This window comes from Synechococcus sp. MIT S9503 (genome assembly GCF_047304175.1).
GTDB lineage: Bacteria > Cyanobacteriota > Cyanobacteriia > PCC-6307 > Cyanobiaceae > Synechococcus_C.
Window position 1 is genome coordinate 2,424,911 of the sequence record NZ_CP138955.1, and the last position, 14,951, is coordinate 2,439,861.

The 14,951-nt window shown below is 59.1% G+C and carries 15 protein-coding genes; 10 read left to right on the plus strand and 5 right to left on the minus strand.

The features are described 5' to 3' along the window. The first annotated feature begins 82 nt into the window (after positions 1–82). From SIB56_RS13020 to SIB56_RS13040, 5 genes are all read left to right on the plus strand, one after another. Positions 83–1,228, plus strand: coding sequence for an MraY family glycosyltransferase (locus SIB56_RS13020; protein WP_413324330.1), 1,146 nt, complete (start codon positions 83–85; stop codon positions 1,226–1,228). Further along, on the plus strand, positions 1,221–2,495 hold the full coding sequence (locus tag SIB56_RS13025) for a competence/damage-inducible protein A (RefSeq protein WP_413324331.1): 1,275 nt from the start codon (positions 1,221–1,223) through the stop codon (positions 2,493–2,495). Before SIB56_RS13020 ends, SIB56_RS13025 begins: the two co-directional genes overlap by 8 nt. Positions 2,496–2,535: 40 nt before the next feature. Further along, complete coding sequence (gene leuC / locus SIB56_RS13030) at positions 2,536–3,939, plus strand: 3-isopropylmalate dehydratase large subunit (RefSeq protein WP_413324332.1); 1,404 nt, start codon at positions 2,536–2,538, stop codon at positions 3,937–3,939. Between the two features lie 58 nt (positions 3,940–3,997). Beyond that, positions 3,998–4,615, plus strand: a complete 618-nt coding sequence (locus SIB56_RS13035) for a 3-isopropylmalate dehydratase small subunit (RefSeq protein ID WP_413324333.1) — start codon at positions 3,998–4,000, stop codon at positions 4,613–4,615. A 96-nt stretch (positions 4,616–4,711) separates the two neighbouring features. Continuing rightward, entirely contained in the window at positions 4,712–5,182 is a 471-nt protein-coding gene (locus tag SIB56_RS13040) for a pentapeptide repeat-containing protein (RefSeq protein ID WP_413324334.1), read from the plus strand. A gap of 12 nt (positions 5,183–5,194) precedes the next feature. Here the strand turns inward: SIB56_RS13040 and SIB56_RS13045 are convergent, their stop codons facing one another. Next, positions 5,195–8,416: a DUF3769 domain-containing protein gene (locus SIB56_RS13045; RefSeq protein WP_413324335.1), complete on the minus strand. Its 3,222-nt coding sequence runs from the start codon at positions 8,414–8,416 to the stop codon at positions 5,195–5,197. A 113-nt stretch (positions 8,417–8,529) separates the two neighbouring features. Then, positions 8,530–8,649, minus strand: coding sequence for a photosystem II reaction center protein I (locus SIB56_RS13050; protein WP_006172424.1), 120 nt, complete (start codon positions 8,647–8,649; stop codon positions 8,530–8,532). 61 nt (positions 8,650–8,710) lie between these two features. Between SIB56_RS13050 and SIB56_RS13055 the strand changes: the two genes are divergently transcribed. Further along, positions 8,711–11,692 (plus strand): alpha-mannosidase, encoded by a 2,982-nt coding sequence (locus SIB56_RS13055; RefSeq protein WP_413324336.1) that lies wholly within the window; start codon positions 8,711–8,713, stop codon positions 11,690–11,692. On the opposite strand, the gene psbN is transcribed toward SIB56_RS13055, so the two are convergent. After that, complete coding sequence (gene psbN, locus SIB56_RS13060; protein WP_413324337.1) at positions 11,686–11,829, minus strand: photosystem II reaction center protein PsbN; 144 nt, start codon at positions 11,827–11,829, stop codon at positions 11,686–11,688. The genes SIB56_RS13055 and psbN overlap by 7 nt on opposite strands. 86 nt (positions 11,830–11,915) lie before the next feature. On the opposite strand from psbN, the gene psbH reads away from it, so the two are divergent. Genes psbH through SIB56_RS13080 form a run of 4 tightly spaced genes read left to right on the plus strand, consistent with a single transcriptional unit; the run spans position 11,916 to position 13,271 of the window. Then, complete coding sequence (psbH, locus tag SIB56_RS13065; protein WP_066904734.1) at positions 11,916–12,116, plus strand: photosystem II reaction center phosphoprotein PsbH; 201 nt, start codon at positions 11,916–11,918, stop codon at positions 12,114–12,116. Between the two features lie 22 nt (positions 12,117–12,138). Next, positions 12,139–12,378 (plus strand): TatA/E family twin arginine-targeting protein translocase, encoded by a 240-nt coding sequence (locus SIB56_RS13070; RefSeq protein ID WP_413324338.1) that lies wholly within the window; start codon positions 12,139–12,141, stop codon positions 12,376–12,378. A 6-nt stretch (positions 12,379–12,384) separates the two neighbouring features. Next, positions 12,385–13,014 carry an aminoacyl-tRNA hydrolase gene (pth, locus tag SIB56_RS13075; protein WP_413327414.1) on the plus strand — a complete coding sequence of 210 codons (630 nt, stop codon included), beginning with the start codon at positions 12,385–12,387 and terminating at the stop codon, positions 13,012–13,014. Beyond that, positions 13,014–13,271: a DUF3146 family protein gene (locus SIB56_RS13080; RefSeq protein WP_413324339.1), complete on the plus strand. Its 258-nt coding sequence runs from the start codon at positions 13,014–13,016 to the stop codon at positions 13,269–13,271. Before pth ends, SIB56_RS13080 begins: the two co-directional genes overlap by 1 nt. Here the strand turns inward: SIB56_RS13080 and SIB56_RS13085 are convergent. After that, positions 13,249–13,686 carry a resolvase gene (locus SIB56_RS13085; protein WP_413324340.1) on the minus strand — a complete coding sequence of 146 codons (438 nt, stop codon included), beginning with the start codon at positions 13,684–13,686 and terminating at the stop codon, positions 13,249–13,251. The genes SIB56_RS13080 and SIB56_RS13085 overlap by 23 nt on opposite strands. After that, positions 13,683–14,894, minus strand: coding sequence for a DUF3084 domain-containing protein (locus SIB56_RS13090; RefSeq protein ID WP_413324341.1), 1,212 nt, complete (start codon positions 14,892–14,894; stop codon positions 13,683–13,685). Before SIB56_RS13090 ends, SIB56_RS13085 begins: the two co-directional genes overlap by 4 nt. Between the last annotated feature and the right edge of the window lie 57 nt (positions 14,895–14,951).

Here is a 14,951-nt window from a genome sequence, read left to right on the forward strand (position 1 = left end):
CAGTCCACTGGCTGCTGACCTGAGGTCTGCCTAGGATCTTCTTGTTTCGGTCCATTCCGGGCTGCCTCTTCCGGAGTTCTGCTTGACTCTCGCGAGCACTCCTCTCGCAGTTGCTGTCGGGATCTTCGTCATGGCGACGTTGATCACAACAGCGATTGCCCCTCTGGTGAGGAAGCTCGGACTCAGGCACGGTTTCACCGACACTCCAGACGCGCGCAAGCAGCACAGCGTTCCAATGGTGCGGCTTGGCGGCATTGCGATGGTGCTGGGATTCTGCCTGGCACTGGGTCTCACCTGGCTTGTCGGTGGTTTCGGCATGTTGACCCCGGCACGAGACCAGCTCATCTGGACAACCCTTGCCGGATCACTGTGCTTTTTTGTGATCGGCCTGGCTGATGATCTGTTTTCCCTGTCCCCCTGGCCTCGCCTGGCTGGCCAGGTGGCGGTCGCCGTCGTGGTCTGGTCGCAGGGGGTTCAGATCGGTGCTATTGACCTTCCCTGGTTATCAAGCAGCGCCGAGGCAGTGATTCTGCCTGATGTGATCAGCCTTCTGGCAACCGTGATCTGGCTTGTCGGCATCACCAATGCGATCAACTGGCTTGACGGACTCGATGGGCTGGCAGCAGGCGTGGCCGGGATCGCCGCGATCGGTCTGGTCTCCGTGAGTTTTTCGCTGCATCAGGTAGCTGCTGCCTTCCTGGCTGCAGGGCTTGCTGGCTGTTGTTTCGGATTTCTCCGACACAATTTCAATCCCGCCCGCATCTTTATGGGCGACGGTGGTTCCTATTTTCTGGGATTCAGCCTTGCGGCGATCAGCATCGTCGGTCCCGCCAAGGGGTTGACGACAGTCAGCCTGCTCCTGCCACTGCTGATCCTCTCCCTGCCCCTTGCCGATATGTCAGCGGTGATCATGGGTCGTCTGCGTTCAGGTCGTTCGCCCTTCTATCCCGACCGTCGACATCTTCACCACCGGTTGCTGCGGGCTGGATTCAGTCATCGAAGAACAGTTCTGCTGATCTACGTGTTCACACAGTGGTTGGCATCCATCGCCATGGTTGTGGCCAACGTGGAGATGCGCTTTCTCTGGCTGGGACTGGCCACGTCGATCCTTGTCGGAACTGTGATGCTGATGCAGCGTCATCGTCAGACTGGGACAGTGCTCCTCGCGCCTGAACAACACACTCAGGAGGAGTCCGCCCAGCCTTGCTGCTCGGATTCTCGTGGCTGAGCTTTCCCCTCCTTCAGGAGTGGAGGTTCTCTGTATCGGCACCGAGCTGCTGCTCGGCAATATTGACAACAGCAATGCCCGTTGGCTGGCTGAGCAACTGGCAGCTCTCGGATTGCCTCACTTCCGTCAGACCGTCGTCGGGGACAACCGTCAGCGGCTGATCGAGGAGGTGAAGGCGATTTCCGGCCGTTCAAGAGTCCTCATCACCACCGGTGGCCTGGGTCCGACGCCTGACGACCTCACGACTGAAGCGATTGCAGCAGCCTTCGACACGCCCCTTGAGGAGCGCCCCGAGGTCTGGTCAGACATCACAGCTAAAGCGCGCTGTCGTGGCCGCGAGCCTGGAGCCGAGACACGCCGGCAGGCTCTGTTGCCGCTTGGAGCAGATGTGCTGCCCAACCGCACCGGGACGGCTCCCGGAATGATCTGGTCCCCGAAAAAGGAATTCACTGTGCTCACGTTCCCAGGGGTTCCCAGTGAAATGCAAGCGATGTGGCAAGCCACCGCAGTGCCATGGTTTCAACAGTCCGGTCTGTCTCAAGGCGTTTTCAGCAGCCGCTTGCTGCGTTTCTGGGGCATCGGTGAATCAAGGCTGGCGGAGCAGCTTCACGATCAGCTTGACCAGACCAATCCCACGGTGGCGCCCTACGCGGGGCGTGGTGAAGTCAAACTACGCATCACAGCGCATGCCGCAGCTGAATCCGAAGCGCTGCGTCTGCTGCATGACACGGAAGCTGAACTGCGCCAGCGCACCGGCACATTCTGTTTCGGCAGTGACGATCAGTCGCTGGCTTCCGTTGTTCTCGAGTTGCTGCGCCAGCGCAAGCAAACCCTTGCGGTTGCGGAATCCTGTACGGGCGGCGGCCTTGGTGCTGAACTCACGGCGATTCCTGGATCCTCCGATGTTCTGCTGGGAGGCGTGATCGCCTACTCGAATGCCCTCAAGCAGGATCTTCTCGATGTGTCATGCCAACTACTTGAGCAATTCGGAGCCGTCAGTGATCCGGTGGCCCAAGCCATGGCAGAGGGGGTGCGACGTCTGACGGGCAGTGACTGGTCAATGGCTGTCACCGGCATCGCCGGCCCGGGGGGTGGCACAGCTGACAAACCTGTCGGACTGGTTCACATCGCCGTTGCCGGTCCTGATGGGTGTGTCAGCTCACCCATTCGTCTGGGTGAAACGCGAGGACGTGACTGGGTTCGGGTCGTCAGCGCCGGAGAGGCTCTCAATCGATTGCGGTTACGTCTGATTGAGGCTGGGTCATGAATGTTGGCCATTAGTGTTGATTGTTGACGGCTGACATCGGATGAGCAGCGGAACCCTCTACGACAAGGTTTGGGATCTGCACCGCGTCGCGGATCTGCCTGGAGGGGCCACACAGCTTTTCATCGGTCTGCATCTGATTCACGAGGTCACCAGTCCGCAGGCGTTTGCCGCTCTGCATGACAAGGGTCTGCCGGTGCGTTGTCCTGAACGAACCGTCGCCACAGTTGATCACATCGTTCCAACCATCAGTCAGGCACGTCCTTTCTCTGATCCGCTGGCTGAGGAGATGCTCAGCACTCTCGAGCGCAATTGCGCACGACATGGCATCACCCTCAATGGGCTGGGCAGCGGCCGTCAGGGAATCGTGCATGTGATCGCACCGGAACTGGGCTTGACCCAGCCGGGGATGACGGTTGCCTGCGGAGATTCCCATACCTCCACCCATGGAGCGTTCGGTGCCATCGCCTTCGGCATCGGCACCAGCCAGGTGCGGGATGTGCTTGCCAGTCAGAGTCTGGCCATGAGCAAGCTCAAGGTGCGTCGCATCTGGGTTGAGAACCGTCTTGCCGATGGCGTCTTCGCCAAGGATCTGATTCTGCATGTGATTCGCACCCTGGGTGTCAAGGCGGGTGTGGGATACGCCTATGAATTCGCAGGACCTGCGATTGAGGTTCTGTCGATGGAAGAGCGCATGACCCTCTGCAACATGGCGATTGAGGGAGGTGCCCGCTGTGGCTACGTCAACCCTGACCAAATCACCTTCGACTATCTGCAGGGTCGCGCCGAGGCTCCTTCAGCGGCGATCTGGGATCGTGCTGTCGCCTGGTGGAGTTCCCTCGCCTCCGACGCCGATGCGAGTTTCGACGATGAAGTTCTTTTTGATGCGGCAACGATCGCCCCAACAGTGACCTGGGGAATCACCCCTGGGCAGGGTATTGGCGTCGATGAACGTGTGCCGATCTCCGATCAGCTCGATCCTGCTGATCGCCCGATTGCCGAAGAGGCTTATCGCTATATGGATCTTGCACCCGGTCAGCCAATTGAGGGTGTGCCTGTTGATGTCTGTTTCATCGGCAGTTGCACCAATGGACGTCTAAGCGATCTGCAGGCCGCCGCCGCTGTGGCACGCGGTCGTCATGTTGCCGAGGGCATCAAGGCTTTTGTCGTGCCTGGCTCCGAACAGGTCGCGCGTGCCGCGATCAATGAAGGGCTCGATCAGGTTTTCCGTGAAGCAGGTTTTGAGTGGCGCGAGCCTGGCTGTTCGATGTGTCTCGCTATGAACCCCGACCGTCTGGAGGGCAGTCAGATCAGTGCGAGTTCAAGCAACCGCAACTTCAAAGGACGTCAGGGTTCCGCCAGCGGCAGGACGTTGCTGATGAGTCCGGCAATGGTCGCTGCGGCGGCCATCGCCGGACGCGTGAGTGATGTCCGTCAGCTGAGTTGAAATCGCATCGTTTCGGAGTTGTCCCGCCACTGCCCATGTTCATTGCGCATCTTGTCTCGTGACGACTGAAACCATCGCTTTCCCACAGGGGCCGATCGGCCACGTCACCGGTCGTGGGCTTGTGCTGCGTGGTGACGACATCGACACCGATCGGATCATTCCTGCCCGCTTTCTCAAATGCGTGAGTTTTGAGGCTCTTGGAGAACAGGCCTTCGCAGACGACCGCAAGGAGCTGGCGGGGGCACATCCCTTTGATCAGGAAGTGCACAAGGGGGCCTCGATTCTGGTCGTCAATGACAACTTCGGCTGTGGTTCAAGTCGCGAACATGCTCCCCAGGCGCTGATGCGCTGGGGAATCCGCGCTGTGCTCGGAGTCAGTTATGCCGAGATCTTTCATGGCAACTGTCTCGCTCTGGGAATTCCCTGTGCCATCGCGTCTGCCGATGAGATTCATGCTCTGCAGGATGCTGTGGATGCTGATCCTGCAGCGGATTGGAGGCTCGATCTTCAGGCGCTCACGTTCAGTGATGGATCAACGTCTCAGTCAATTTCCGTTGCGTCGGGTGCACTGGACATGCTGCGCACCGGCCAGTGGGATGCAACGGGACAGCTTGTGGCGAGAGATGCCGAATTGACGCGCACGATGGCTTCGCTTCCTTATCTGCATGGCTTCTGATCTGGGCTATGCCATGCGTTCAGTGCTCCACGGCAGAGAGTGACCAATTTGTCTAAGACTGAGATAGAGCCATATAGCTACAGCGCTTCAGCTTCCATGATTCATTGTCGACCCGCTCGGTTTGTCGCGGCCCTTGTGGTCAGTGTGCTGATCCCTGTCGCAGTGAGCGCTGAGCGTGCAGAGCCTTTGCTTGTGCAGCCTCATGGCTCCGCCAGGGAGCGATTGCTCAGCAGCGGTGCCTGCTCAGGCTGTGATCTGCGATCGGCTTATCTGGAGGGTGCCCATCTGATCGGCGCTGATCTTCGGGATGCTGATCTCAGAGATGCCAATCTGCGTGCAGCCAACCTGGAGGGTGCCGATCTGAGTCGAGCACGTCTAGATGGTGCTGATCTGCAGGGCGCTCAGCTCAGCAATGCCGACCTCTCAGCGACCGATCTTCGTCGTGCTGATCTGCGTGGAGCCGTGGTAATAAATGCCTATGCGCCGGATGTGCGCACTGCAGGAATGCGATATGCAGGTGCGGATCTCACTGGCAGCCATCTCATTTACGGAGGTGGACCAGACTGACGCAGGTCCTGATCAGAACGGTCGCCTCTCAAGTTCGTCGGGCAGGTTGCGTGGTGTGTAGGGGATGAACGGCCGGCCGGTTCCCGTGAAGTTGAAGTCATTGAGGCGGAAGCGGAAACCGCCAATCCCTTCATAAGGATTGAAGTAGAAGCCCAGGTCATAGCTGCGTCGCTGCCAACGAAGTTCAATGTTGGAGTTGATCACGTTGCCGTAGAACTCCGAGTTGGGATCAATGTTCACGCCAACCCCGGCATTCAGAAGCAGCGGCCCTGCAAGCTGCTGAGTGATGCCGATACCGAGAGTTGCGAGGTCTACCGCTTGATCAAATTCAAACGGACTGTCTCCGTCTTTGAGAGTGCCGCCACCGGCGATAGACAGCTGGGTGTAGTCAAGGAAAGGCTTGCTGAATGTGCCCAGGGTGAGCGTTGGTCCACCTGAGAGGCTGATGGTGGTCTGGCTTTTTCCGTTTCCGAAAGCGATCAAGGATGTATTGATGTTGGTGCGCAGAGTCAGGCCAGGCACGATGGCGACCGGCGAGTAGCGATAGGCCGCTTCCGGAGTGAGAGCAGCTGGCTTTCCACGCCAGATTGGATAGCTGCTGTTCATCGATCCATAGAAATTTCCGCGCAGGGTGTCGACTAGGTCGGTGTTTGTGAAACTCTCTGCCTGATAATTACCGAGGCCGATACGCCAGATGTAATCGTTTGAGAGCTTGCCCCATCGCCAGTCACCTTTCTGTTCAGCGAAAGCGCCGTAGGCGCTGTAGACATCTGTCTCACCCAGTGATCCATTCCAGGTGCGATAGCGATAGGCGGCGAACAACCGTGTCTCCACCTCGCCAAGCAGTGGAAGCTTGAAGAAGCGGTTGACGTTGCCCCAGAAACGGCTGCCGTTCATGAAATTGTCGGGGTTGAACGTGCTGATGTCGGCTTCCGCCTTTGTGTTCCAGCCCAGCACTTCACCACTGAGTTCCGCTTCGAGGCCGAATAGGTCGCCGATCGCGTTCTCCTGTCTCATCTCGGAGCTGTCGATCGATGTGCCTGGAGCCACATAGCTGTCGTTGCTGCCATCGATGGCCCGTTGGAGCAGGAACTGCGGTTGCAGATCCAGGCGGATGTTGTCTGTCAGCTCGATGGTCTTGAGCTCACGGCCAACAAAGAAACCACTGCGGTCATCGTTGTCGATGCCCAGCACCCAGCGGTTCACAACTTCTTCCTGCTTCTGAATTCTCTGCGTTCTTGATACTGGGATCGGCAGCCGCTCTTCAACAATCAGTCGGTTGCGTTGGCTTTTGATCAGGATGTCACCGTTCTCTTCTTCAGTGGCCACCACATCCTCGGCATCAATGCGGGTCTGTGAAGGTGTGAAGGGATCATTGGTGAAGCTCATACGGCTGGCTGTCCAGCCATCGGGCGTGAACTGCAACACTGCAGCCTGAATGCGCCAGCGGCTGATTTCACCGGTGATCAACTGACTGCGTCCGCGTTTGTTCAGCTGTGAGGGCTTCACTCCTCCGTAGCGATTGGCGGCCAGCACTTCGCTGTTGCGCACCTCGTCACCGACACCCTGGCTTTGTTCGAACACAAGCCGTTGTTGCAGCTGGATGCTGCTGATTCGCTGATCGATGGCAGCGATCGCCTCACTGCGCAGTTTCTCCTGTTCCCACGGCGAGCGTATTGATGGATTGGACTTCGGCGATTGCTCTTCGACAGTGGCGGAAGCCGAGTTCGTTGCTGAATCACGCGGCGGATTGCCAATCGTGATGTCTTCCAGTTGTTCTCTGAGGCCCTGCGGTCTGATCCTGGCGGCGCGTTCGGGGTCAGGACACCCAAGCGGTGGTGGTGCTTCAGGACTCACCGGTGCAGGTTGGTCCTGCCCCCATCGGTAGCGCAGGCCAATCAGGTAGGCGTTGCTGCCTTCATTCACACCGCTGTACGTACCGAAAGCTCCCGAGCGATGGTGAATGCGTCCAACCATGGATAGGTCCGGAGACACTGCTGCTTCCAGCTCAAAAGCGAGGTAATTGAGCAGATTGGCGTAATTCTCCCGGTACGTGCGCTCGTAGTTGCTGACAGCCGAGTTGTAACTGATGCCTTCAACAAAACCGAGGCTGAGCCAGGGCTGAACCCACACGCGTGCACCAATGCCGAGGATGCCTTCGCCAAATGTCTGCGCAGGGGTGTTCGCGTTGGGAACGCTCTGATTGAAGGGCCCACCCTCCTGTTCGTAGGCATGGTGAGCAAACAGGTCGGCCTCAAGTTCCAGCTGCAGCGGTCCGGCGCGCCAGATTCGCTTCTGCATGCTGATCCCAAGCAGATATTCAGGACGCATCCGGCCGTTGAACAGGAATGTGTCGCCGAAGTTGGAATCAATCATCTGTCCACCCCAGCCGGTCACGGCCCAGGGGTGTGGATGCCACTCGGGGATTGCTGGTATCTCCGGAGGGCATGACATGTCTTTGTCGAACTCGCTTTCTGGCTGGCCGGAGTTCGGAACCAGCAATTCTTCTCTTGGTACTGGCTGTTGTACCTCCCAGAAGCTGGCATCATCGCCCTGGGGGCTGATGCGATTGGCGGTGAAAGCGTCCAGCTCGATGTCGATCGCTGTGGGGAACCCGAGGCCAGTGCTTTCGACCACTGGTAGGAGTTTCTCCTGGCTCTGTTTTTGGCTTGTGCTCTGAGCTGCTGACTGTGAATTGGGAGTTGGGCTTGAATCAGGTCTTGGAATCGGATTGAAATCAACGGCAGCGGTATCGAGATCGAGAACGCCGTAAACGTCCTCCATCGAGCCGCTTCCCTGGATCAGGCTGAACCGGAGGCTGCTGGCCTGGAAGTACTGAGCACCCTTCCGATAACGAACACTGCCTCGGGCGAAAAGGCTGTTGAAGCTCGTGTCGAATTCAACACGATCGGCTTGAAGCACACCGCCGTTGACCAACGCTTTCACATTGCCTTCGGCCACGAACAGCCGACGCCTGGCGTCATAGCTCTGGCGATCGGCCTCGAGCCCGAGTTCAATTGGAGGCTGAACAACTGTTGAGGGAACTGCGGGTTCCGTTTCCTTGGTTTCGATGATCAGCTCGTCATCGGCCTCATCAGAGGATTGCAGCGGTGCTGTTGGAAGCACACCGAAGTCGATCAGATTGTCGATCTCGTCTGATCGAGCAGGAATCCCCAGGACTGCAGCAAAAGCCAGGAGTCCCGTGATCGTGATGGAGGACCGGGAAGCTGGCAAATCCGCTCAGGTGTGGCCAGCGATCCTCACACAAGCCTTTGCTCCATCAGCGATGGAAATGACCAGTGCGCGTCGTGACCCCTGAACGAACTGCGTTCAGTTCACGTCTGCTTTCAATCTTCCAGGTCTTTGCGACTCGGGGTACGGCTCGGGTCACTCGCCAGAAAACCGAAGACGAAAATCCCGATGAAGAAGAAGACGACCGAGTAAACGGAGATCTTGAGGGCGAGCATGGAGACCGACCGGCGTCTGGGATAGCGCCATCATCTTATGGGTCAAGGTTGTGAGATCACGATGCAGCCCCCTCTCCAGGCCCAACGATTGGCGTGGATTGAAACGTTTCGAAGTCGCAGCCGCCTTGATTTGCTCTCTTTCTGGCATCGTTGCGGCGATTTTCAGCGTCATTCCGTCCTTGCTGAACCCTGGGGAGCGTTGCACCGTCCCGACTGGGCGAAGCGTGGATTGTTGATCTGGCCGAGGGGTGGTGTGTGGCTGCGCATTGAGCAGACCATCACCTGGCCGGAACACTGGCAGCACTGTCAGGACTGCCAAGAGCGCCTTGTGCTGAGTTGGTGGGCGGACCAGGTGCGTTTGTGGGTCGATGGGGTTCTCGTGCATGAAGGTGATCTGTTCGACACCCGTTGCCGCTGGATGTTGCCGGTTTCCTGGAGGCAGGGATCAGGGCTGCGGGTTGTTCTGGAGTTGCGCAGCCCCTGCCATGACGATGGTGCCCTGATCAGAAGTGAGCTGGTCCGGGAACCCAGAGTGCCTGCTCTTGATCCCAGGGGATGTCTGCTGCCGCAGGCTCTCGACCTGGCCTGCATCGACGCTCAGTCGATGCCTGAGTCCTGGCTTGGCTGCGATCCGTTGTCAGAGGATGCTGCGGTTCAGGTCCATCACCACCTCGCAGGACAGGCTTCATCCACAGGTGAAGTGCATTGGGTTGGCCATGCCCATCTGGATCTGGCCTGGCTGTGGCCTGTTGCTGATACTTGGCAGGCGGCGGAACGAACATTCCGCTCCGCTCTGAAGCTGATGGAGCTCTACCCAGAGCTGCATTTCGCTCATTCCACCCCCGCTCTCTACGAGTGGATGGAACGCCACCGCCCAGCACTCTTCGCCCGGATTCAGCAAGCCAGCCGACTGGGACGTTGGGAGCCCATCAACGGCCCATGGGTTGAAACCGACTGTGTCCTTGTGAGCACGGCCTCGCTCTGGAGGCAATTCGCTCTCGGCCAGGACACCAGCCGGAGGCAGTTTCCCGAATGGCGCCATGACCTGGCCTGGTTGCCGGACAGTTTCGGCTTCGCGTCCGGGCTCCCCGCCGTTGCCAATGCCACAGGCGTTCGCTGGTTCTGCACTCACAAACTGGCCTGGAATGCCACCAATGCTTTCCCGCACCGTTTGTTTCGCTGGCGAGGCCGTGGCGGAGCCGAGCTGCTGGCGTTGATGTTGCCAGGAATCGGCACGGATGCTGATCCACAAGCGATGCAGCAGGAGCAGATGTCTTTTCAGGCCACCACAGGTGTGGAGCAGGCCCTGTGGCTGCCTGGGGTGGGTGATCACGGCGGCGGCCCGACCAGGGAAATGCTTGAAGAGATGCAGCTCTGGAACGACCATCCACAGGCCGTTCCGCGCAGAGCGGGAACAGTTCGTGAGTATTTGCAGAGGCTGGAGCCGTTCAGGGAGTCGTTACCCGTCTGGAAGGATGAGCTCTACCTGGAACTGCATCGCGGCTGCGCCACCTCCCGCCCGGATCAGAAACGCCACAACCGCACCCTGGAGCGATTGCTGAGGGAGGCCGATCTGCTGGCGGCTCTGGGAGCTGAGTCTGCGCAGGCAAACGACTGGCCTGTGCTGCTGTTCCAGCAGTTCCACGACATTCTTCCGGGAACATCAATTCCGGAGGTGTTTGATCAGGCCGAGTCGCAATGGCGTGTTGCTCGCCGACGTGCCGCAAGGCTGCGCAAGGCCGCTCTGCATCAGCTGCTCGAGCCTGCATCGAGGGCTGAATCAGCCGGTGAGACCGGTTGTCAACGCTGGGCATGGTGCGGCCTTCAGCCTCTCCACAGCTGGTCACCAATGGTTCGTCTGCAGCGGGGGCAGTGGACTTGTGAAGGACAGCATCTGCCGTCCCAGCCGGCCCCGGGCGGTGATCTCTGGGTTCAGTTACCCGAGGCCAAGGGGGTTGTGGCACTTCCTCTCGAGTGTCGTGCAGATGCCCAGAGGATCACAGGCGTTGATCCGGTTGTGCGCGATCCAGTGCAGGTGCAGCGCATCGCTGAGCAGAGCTGGCGCCTTTCCAACGATTGTCTGTCAGTGGAGCTCGACAGAAGAGGACTGATCCGCCTGCAGGACCGCCAGGGTGTTGATCAACTTTCGTCCCCACTACATCTCAGGCGTTACCGCGACCATGGTGAATTCTGGGATGCCTGGGATCTTGCAGCGAACTACCCGGAGCAACAGCTGCCGATCGCTGGCGACTGGCGGTTGGCGCTGACGGAGAGGGGCCCTCTGGTGGCGAGGGTTGTACTGCGCCGCTCATTTGGAGACAGTGCGATACGCATGGATGTGCTGCTCAGAGCCGACAGCCCTGCCGTGGAGCTTCAGCTGACCGTTGACTGGCGTCAGACCCATGAACTCATTCGCCTGATTTGTCCGCTTGCCAGGCCAGCGGTGCGTTGGGCTGCGGATACCAGCGGTGGAGTGATTTCACGCCCCTCGCTTCCCCGAACAGCCTTGGAGCAGGCCCGCTGGGAAGTCCCCGTGATTTCCTGGCTTGCCAGTGAGCAGGAAGCACCCGGTGGCGGGCTTGGCGTTTTGCTCGACGGCCCACAGGGAGTTGATGCGGAACCGCAGCAACTCGGGATTTCATTGCTTCGAGGGCCAACCTGGCCTGACCCCTCGGCTGATCAGCGTTGGCACCGTCACCGTTTGGCCTTGATGCCATTGACAAACGGCTGGTACCGCGACGGTCTGGCGCAGGCAGCAATTCACTTTCGTGAACCTGGATGGCTTGGCCCTGTTGACATCGCTAATCGCTGGCAGGGGTTTCCAGCATTGCCCACTGCACTCGTTCCGATCTCAATGCGACCCGATGAGTCGGAAGATGCAGAACAAGGCACAGTTCTCGTCCAGGTTTTCAACCCTGGTGGCGCGAGAGTCAAATGGGCAACTGGATCTGAAGGCTGGTGGGTTGAGGGAGATCAAAGCTCCGTATCGATCTCCCCTGGAGCACTCAGGGAAGTTCGACTGACCCCTAGGCCACTTCAGTGATCGTCGTGATCGTCAAAGGGATCGTCCAGTTGTTTCGACGGCGGACCGAAGGCGGTATAGACGCCAAAACCGGTGAGCCCGAACAGGGCCGTCAGCACGGCAATCGAAACCGACAGCGCCGGGGAGGAGCTTTCCATCACATCTCTCGACAGGATCGACCCTTAACAGGGCCGGGAGCTTTAGAGTATCGGAACTGAACTTCACCCGAGACCTCAGGGCCGCTATGGCACAACGCACTCGTTTGGGCGATCTGCTCCGTCCACTCAATTCCGAGTACGGCAAAGTTGTTCCCGGCTGGGGAACAACCCCTGTCATGGGCATCTTTATGGTTCTGTTTCTGGTTTTCCTGCTGGTGATCCTTCAGCTCTACAACCAGTCACTGATTCTTGAGGGCATCAATGTGAACTGGAACGGCGGCGCCTGATCAGGCACGCCCATCGCTTTCCATGAACATCTTCGGCATCGGACTCCCTGAGATGGCCGTCATCGGAGCCGTCGCGCTTCTGGTGTTCGGGCCCAAGCGTCTGCCTGAATTCGGTCGGACGCTCGGCAAGACGCTCAAGGGTTTCCAGACAGCCTCGAAAGAATTCGAGCGTGAAATCAGCAAGGCGATGGCTGATCCGGAGGAACTTTCCTCTTCCTCGCCTTCAGATCAAACGTCATCACCAAAGGCTTCTGAGGATTGAAGGGTGATTGAGAGTGGTGACCTCCGTCTGGTGGTCGGACTGGGCAATCCCGGTGAAAAATATGCGTCGACGAGGCATAACGTCGGATTCATGGCTCTTGAGTTGCTCACAACTCGTGAGGGGGGGCGTTTCAAGGCGATGTCAAAGCTTCAGGGGGATCTCGCTGATGTCGGCTCAGGGAGCGCTCGGCTCAGGCTGCTGATGCCACAGACTTACATGAATGACAGCGGTCGTTCGATCCGCGCGGCGCTGGATTGGTTTGATCTCGGGATTCATCAGCTGATTGTTCTCGTCGATGACATGGATTTGCCGCTTGGGCGGCTGCGCCTGAGAGCGGGTGGTGGTGCTGGTGGACATAACGGCTTGAAAAGCACCATCCAGCATCTCGGTACACAGCAGTTCGCCCGCCTGCGTATTGGAATCGGAGCTCCTGGTCGCAATCCCGAGGAACGCCGTGCGCGCACGGTGTCTCATGTCCTGGGTCAGTTCAACCGTGCTGAGGAGCCTCTGCTCCAGGAGGTGCTCCGGGAAGTGTTGTCAGGACTTGATCGGATCCAGCGACTAGGCCTGGATCGAGCCGGAAATGCCATCAATGCAGTCAATCTGGCACCGGCTGATGAGGATGATCCGGCCTGATGGCGCCATTGCCCGTCACCACGGCTCATCTTCGGGTGCATCAGCACAGCTTCAGGGATCAGTGTCTGCGGGGAGAGGTGCAGGCCGGTGGCTTCACCTGGACATTCCACTGGTTCTTTGACCGGGGTGAGCTCAGCGTGGAGCCCTCTCTCGGGAGGGCGTTGATTCAGGACGCGTTGCTGCGCTTTCTTGTGAAATCCGATTACCGGCTCGAAGCCGGCGGTGACTACAGCTTCACTGTGCGTGCCCGGTTCTGATGGGAGCTGGTCCAGGCCAGGCAAGCGGTTGACCCAGCTCGGATTCCAGGATCACCAGGGCTGCTACAGCATCCAGTTCGGTGGGAGGCAGCAGCAGGCCCTGTGGAATGAAGCGTCGCCACCCTCTGGGGGGCCATAGCTGCCAGTAGCGCTTGCGTGCTCTCAGAGTGGAGCCACCCTCATCAACAACCATGACGGGAATATCAGCCGGAAGCTGGCTCTTCAGGCTGTCGCTGGCTGTGCCGTTTCCCATCACCAACCTCTCAATTGGAGCGATCGTTCTCCAGCGCAACAGGGTTCCCAGCACAGCCTCGGTGGCGAGCACATGACCTTCGATGACGCTGTGCCGGTTGCAGTCAACAAGGATCAGGCCGCATTTGTTGCGTCCAGGGTCAAGAGAGACGACCCTGCTCATGGGATGTCGTCCTGTAGTGGGGGTGCTGAACGCACCTTGCGTTTCGGGCGTAGCTCGATGGCCACGGGATCGGCGGTTTCACTGCGGCGCAAGGCCACCGCTTCAAGCTCAACCCGCCCACCATTGCGGTCGGCCAGCTGCCTGGCAAGAGTATTCACAGCATTGGCATCGAACTGAAGCCCCTGGGTGAGGGACCCCCGCCGGCGCACTTCAGACAGGGTTGAGGCCAGCAGCAGATTGATGCGGTTCCTGATGGCTTCAGGACTGGTCTCCTTGCTGGCAAGAGCTGTTTCGGAGAGAACTTCCCCTTCGATGGTGATCGCCACATTGGCGCGCACGTCTGGGAAGGCATAGACCACACCCTCGCCTTTCAGCACATTGGCCGCTGAGCGCAGCAACACTACCCAGGTCCCTGGTTTGCGGATGGCCTGCTCCAGTCTTTCAATGTCCTGGCGGGGAACCAGGATGATCTGTCGGTCAGGCGCCTGTCCAGGCAGAACCTGCTGGAAGGCCTGCATGTTGGCTTCCCGCAGAACCTGATCAATCACCTGTCGCGCTTGATCGGGTCGATCCAGCTTGAGGGTGACGGTGGCCAAAGGTTGGCCACTGCTGATGGCCACATCTCCACGGCGCAGAGCCAGCAGGTTCTCCTCGAGTTGCTGCAGCTCGGCCTCACCGGAGCTGATGCGCTCGCGCACTGCCCGGAGCTCATCATCCGTGCGTTTGATTTCCGCATCGCGGTTACGCACATCCTGGCTGAGTCTTCGGCGCTCCTCTTCGAGTCGGCGTGTCTGTTCCTGCAGTGGTTTGAGTGTGCTGCGCAGCTCACTGGCTCTAGCCTGGGCATCAGCCAAGATCTTTCTTGCTTCGACCTCATCGGCACGAGCCTGCTCGAGTTGTTGACGAGCCTTGCGTTGGGCTTTGCGGCTTCCTTTCAGATCCGAGCGGCTGCTGCGCAGGCGTGCCTCAAGGTCATTGAGTTCGAACAGGCCAACGCGGAGCTGCCGGCTCACCAGCAGCATCAGGCCAAGCGAAAGAGCACTGATCAGGCTCCCCGTCAGCACCGTGATCACCACGGCTGTCTGGCGTGGACGAAGCCCGAAGAGGCTGAGCCTGGCCTTGCCGACTCTTGAACCGAGTCGATCCCCCAGGGTGGACAGCACCCCTCCGAGGATCAGCAGGGACAGCAGCAGAACCCAGCCGGTCACGGACGATCAAACATGCGTTGGGCTCTGAAGGTGCTGCCCATTTTCACCTGTCCAGGG

What these genes read in the sequence shown, in the direction of transcription:
- SIB56_RS13050 (WP_006172424.1), bottom strand. Translation starts at nt 8,649, where the DNA reads ATGCTCGCCCTCAAGATCTCCGTTTACTCGGTCGTCTTCTTCTTCATC.
- SIB56_RS13040 (WP_413324334.1), top strand. Translation starts at nt 4,712, where the DNA reads ATGATTCATTGTCGACCCGCTCGGTTTGTCGCGGCCCTTGTGGTCAGT.
- SIB56_RS13085 (WP_413324340.1), bottom strand. Translation starts at nt 13,686, where the DNA reads ATGAGCAGGGTCGTCTCTCTTGACCCTGGACGCAACAAATGCGGCCTG.
- SIB56_RS13070 (WP_413324338.1), top strand. Translation starts at nt 12,139, where the DNA reads ATGAACATCTTCGGCATCGGACTCCCTGAGATGGCCGTCATCGGAGCC.
- psbN (WP_413324337.1), bottom strand. Translation starts at nt 11,829, where the DNA reads ATGGAAAGCTCCTCCCCGGCGCTGTCGGTTTCGATTGCCGTGCTGACG.
- leuC (WP_413324332.1), top strand. Translation starts at nt 2,536, where the DNA reads ATGAGCAGCGGAACCCTCTACGACAAGGTTTGGGATCTGCACCGCGTC.
- SIB56_RS13080 (WP_413324339.1), top strand. Translation starts at nt 13,014, where the DNA reads ATGGCGCCATTGCCCGTCACCACGGCTCATCTTCGGGTGCATCAGCAC.
- SIB56_RS13055 (WP_413324336.1), top strand. Translation starts at nt 8,711, where the DNA reads ATGCAGCCCCCTCTCCAGGCCCAACGATTGGCGTGGATTGAAACGTTT.
- psbH (WP_066904734.1), top strand. Translation starts at nt 11,916, where the DNA reads ATGGCACAACGCACTCGTTTGGGCGATCTGCTCCGTCCACTCAATTCC.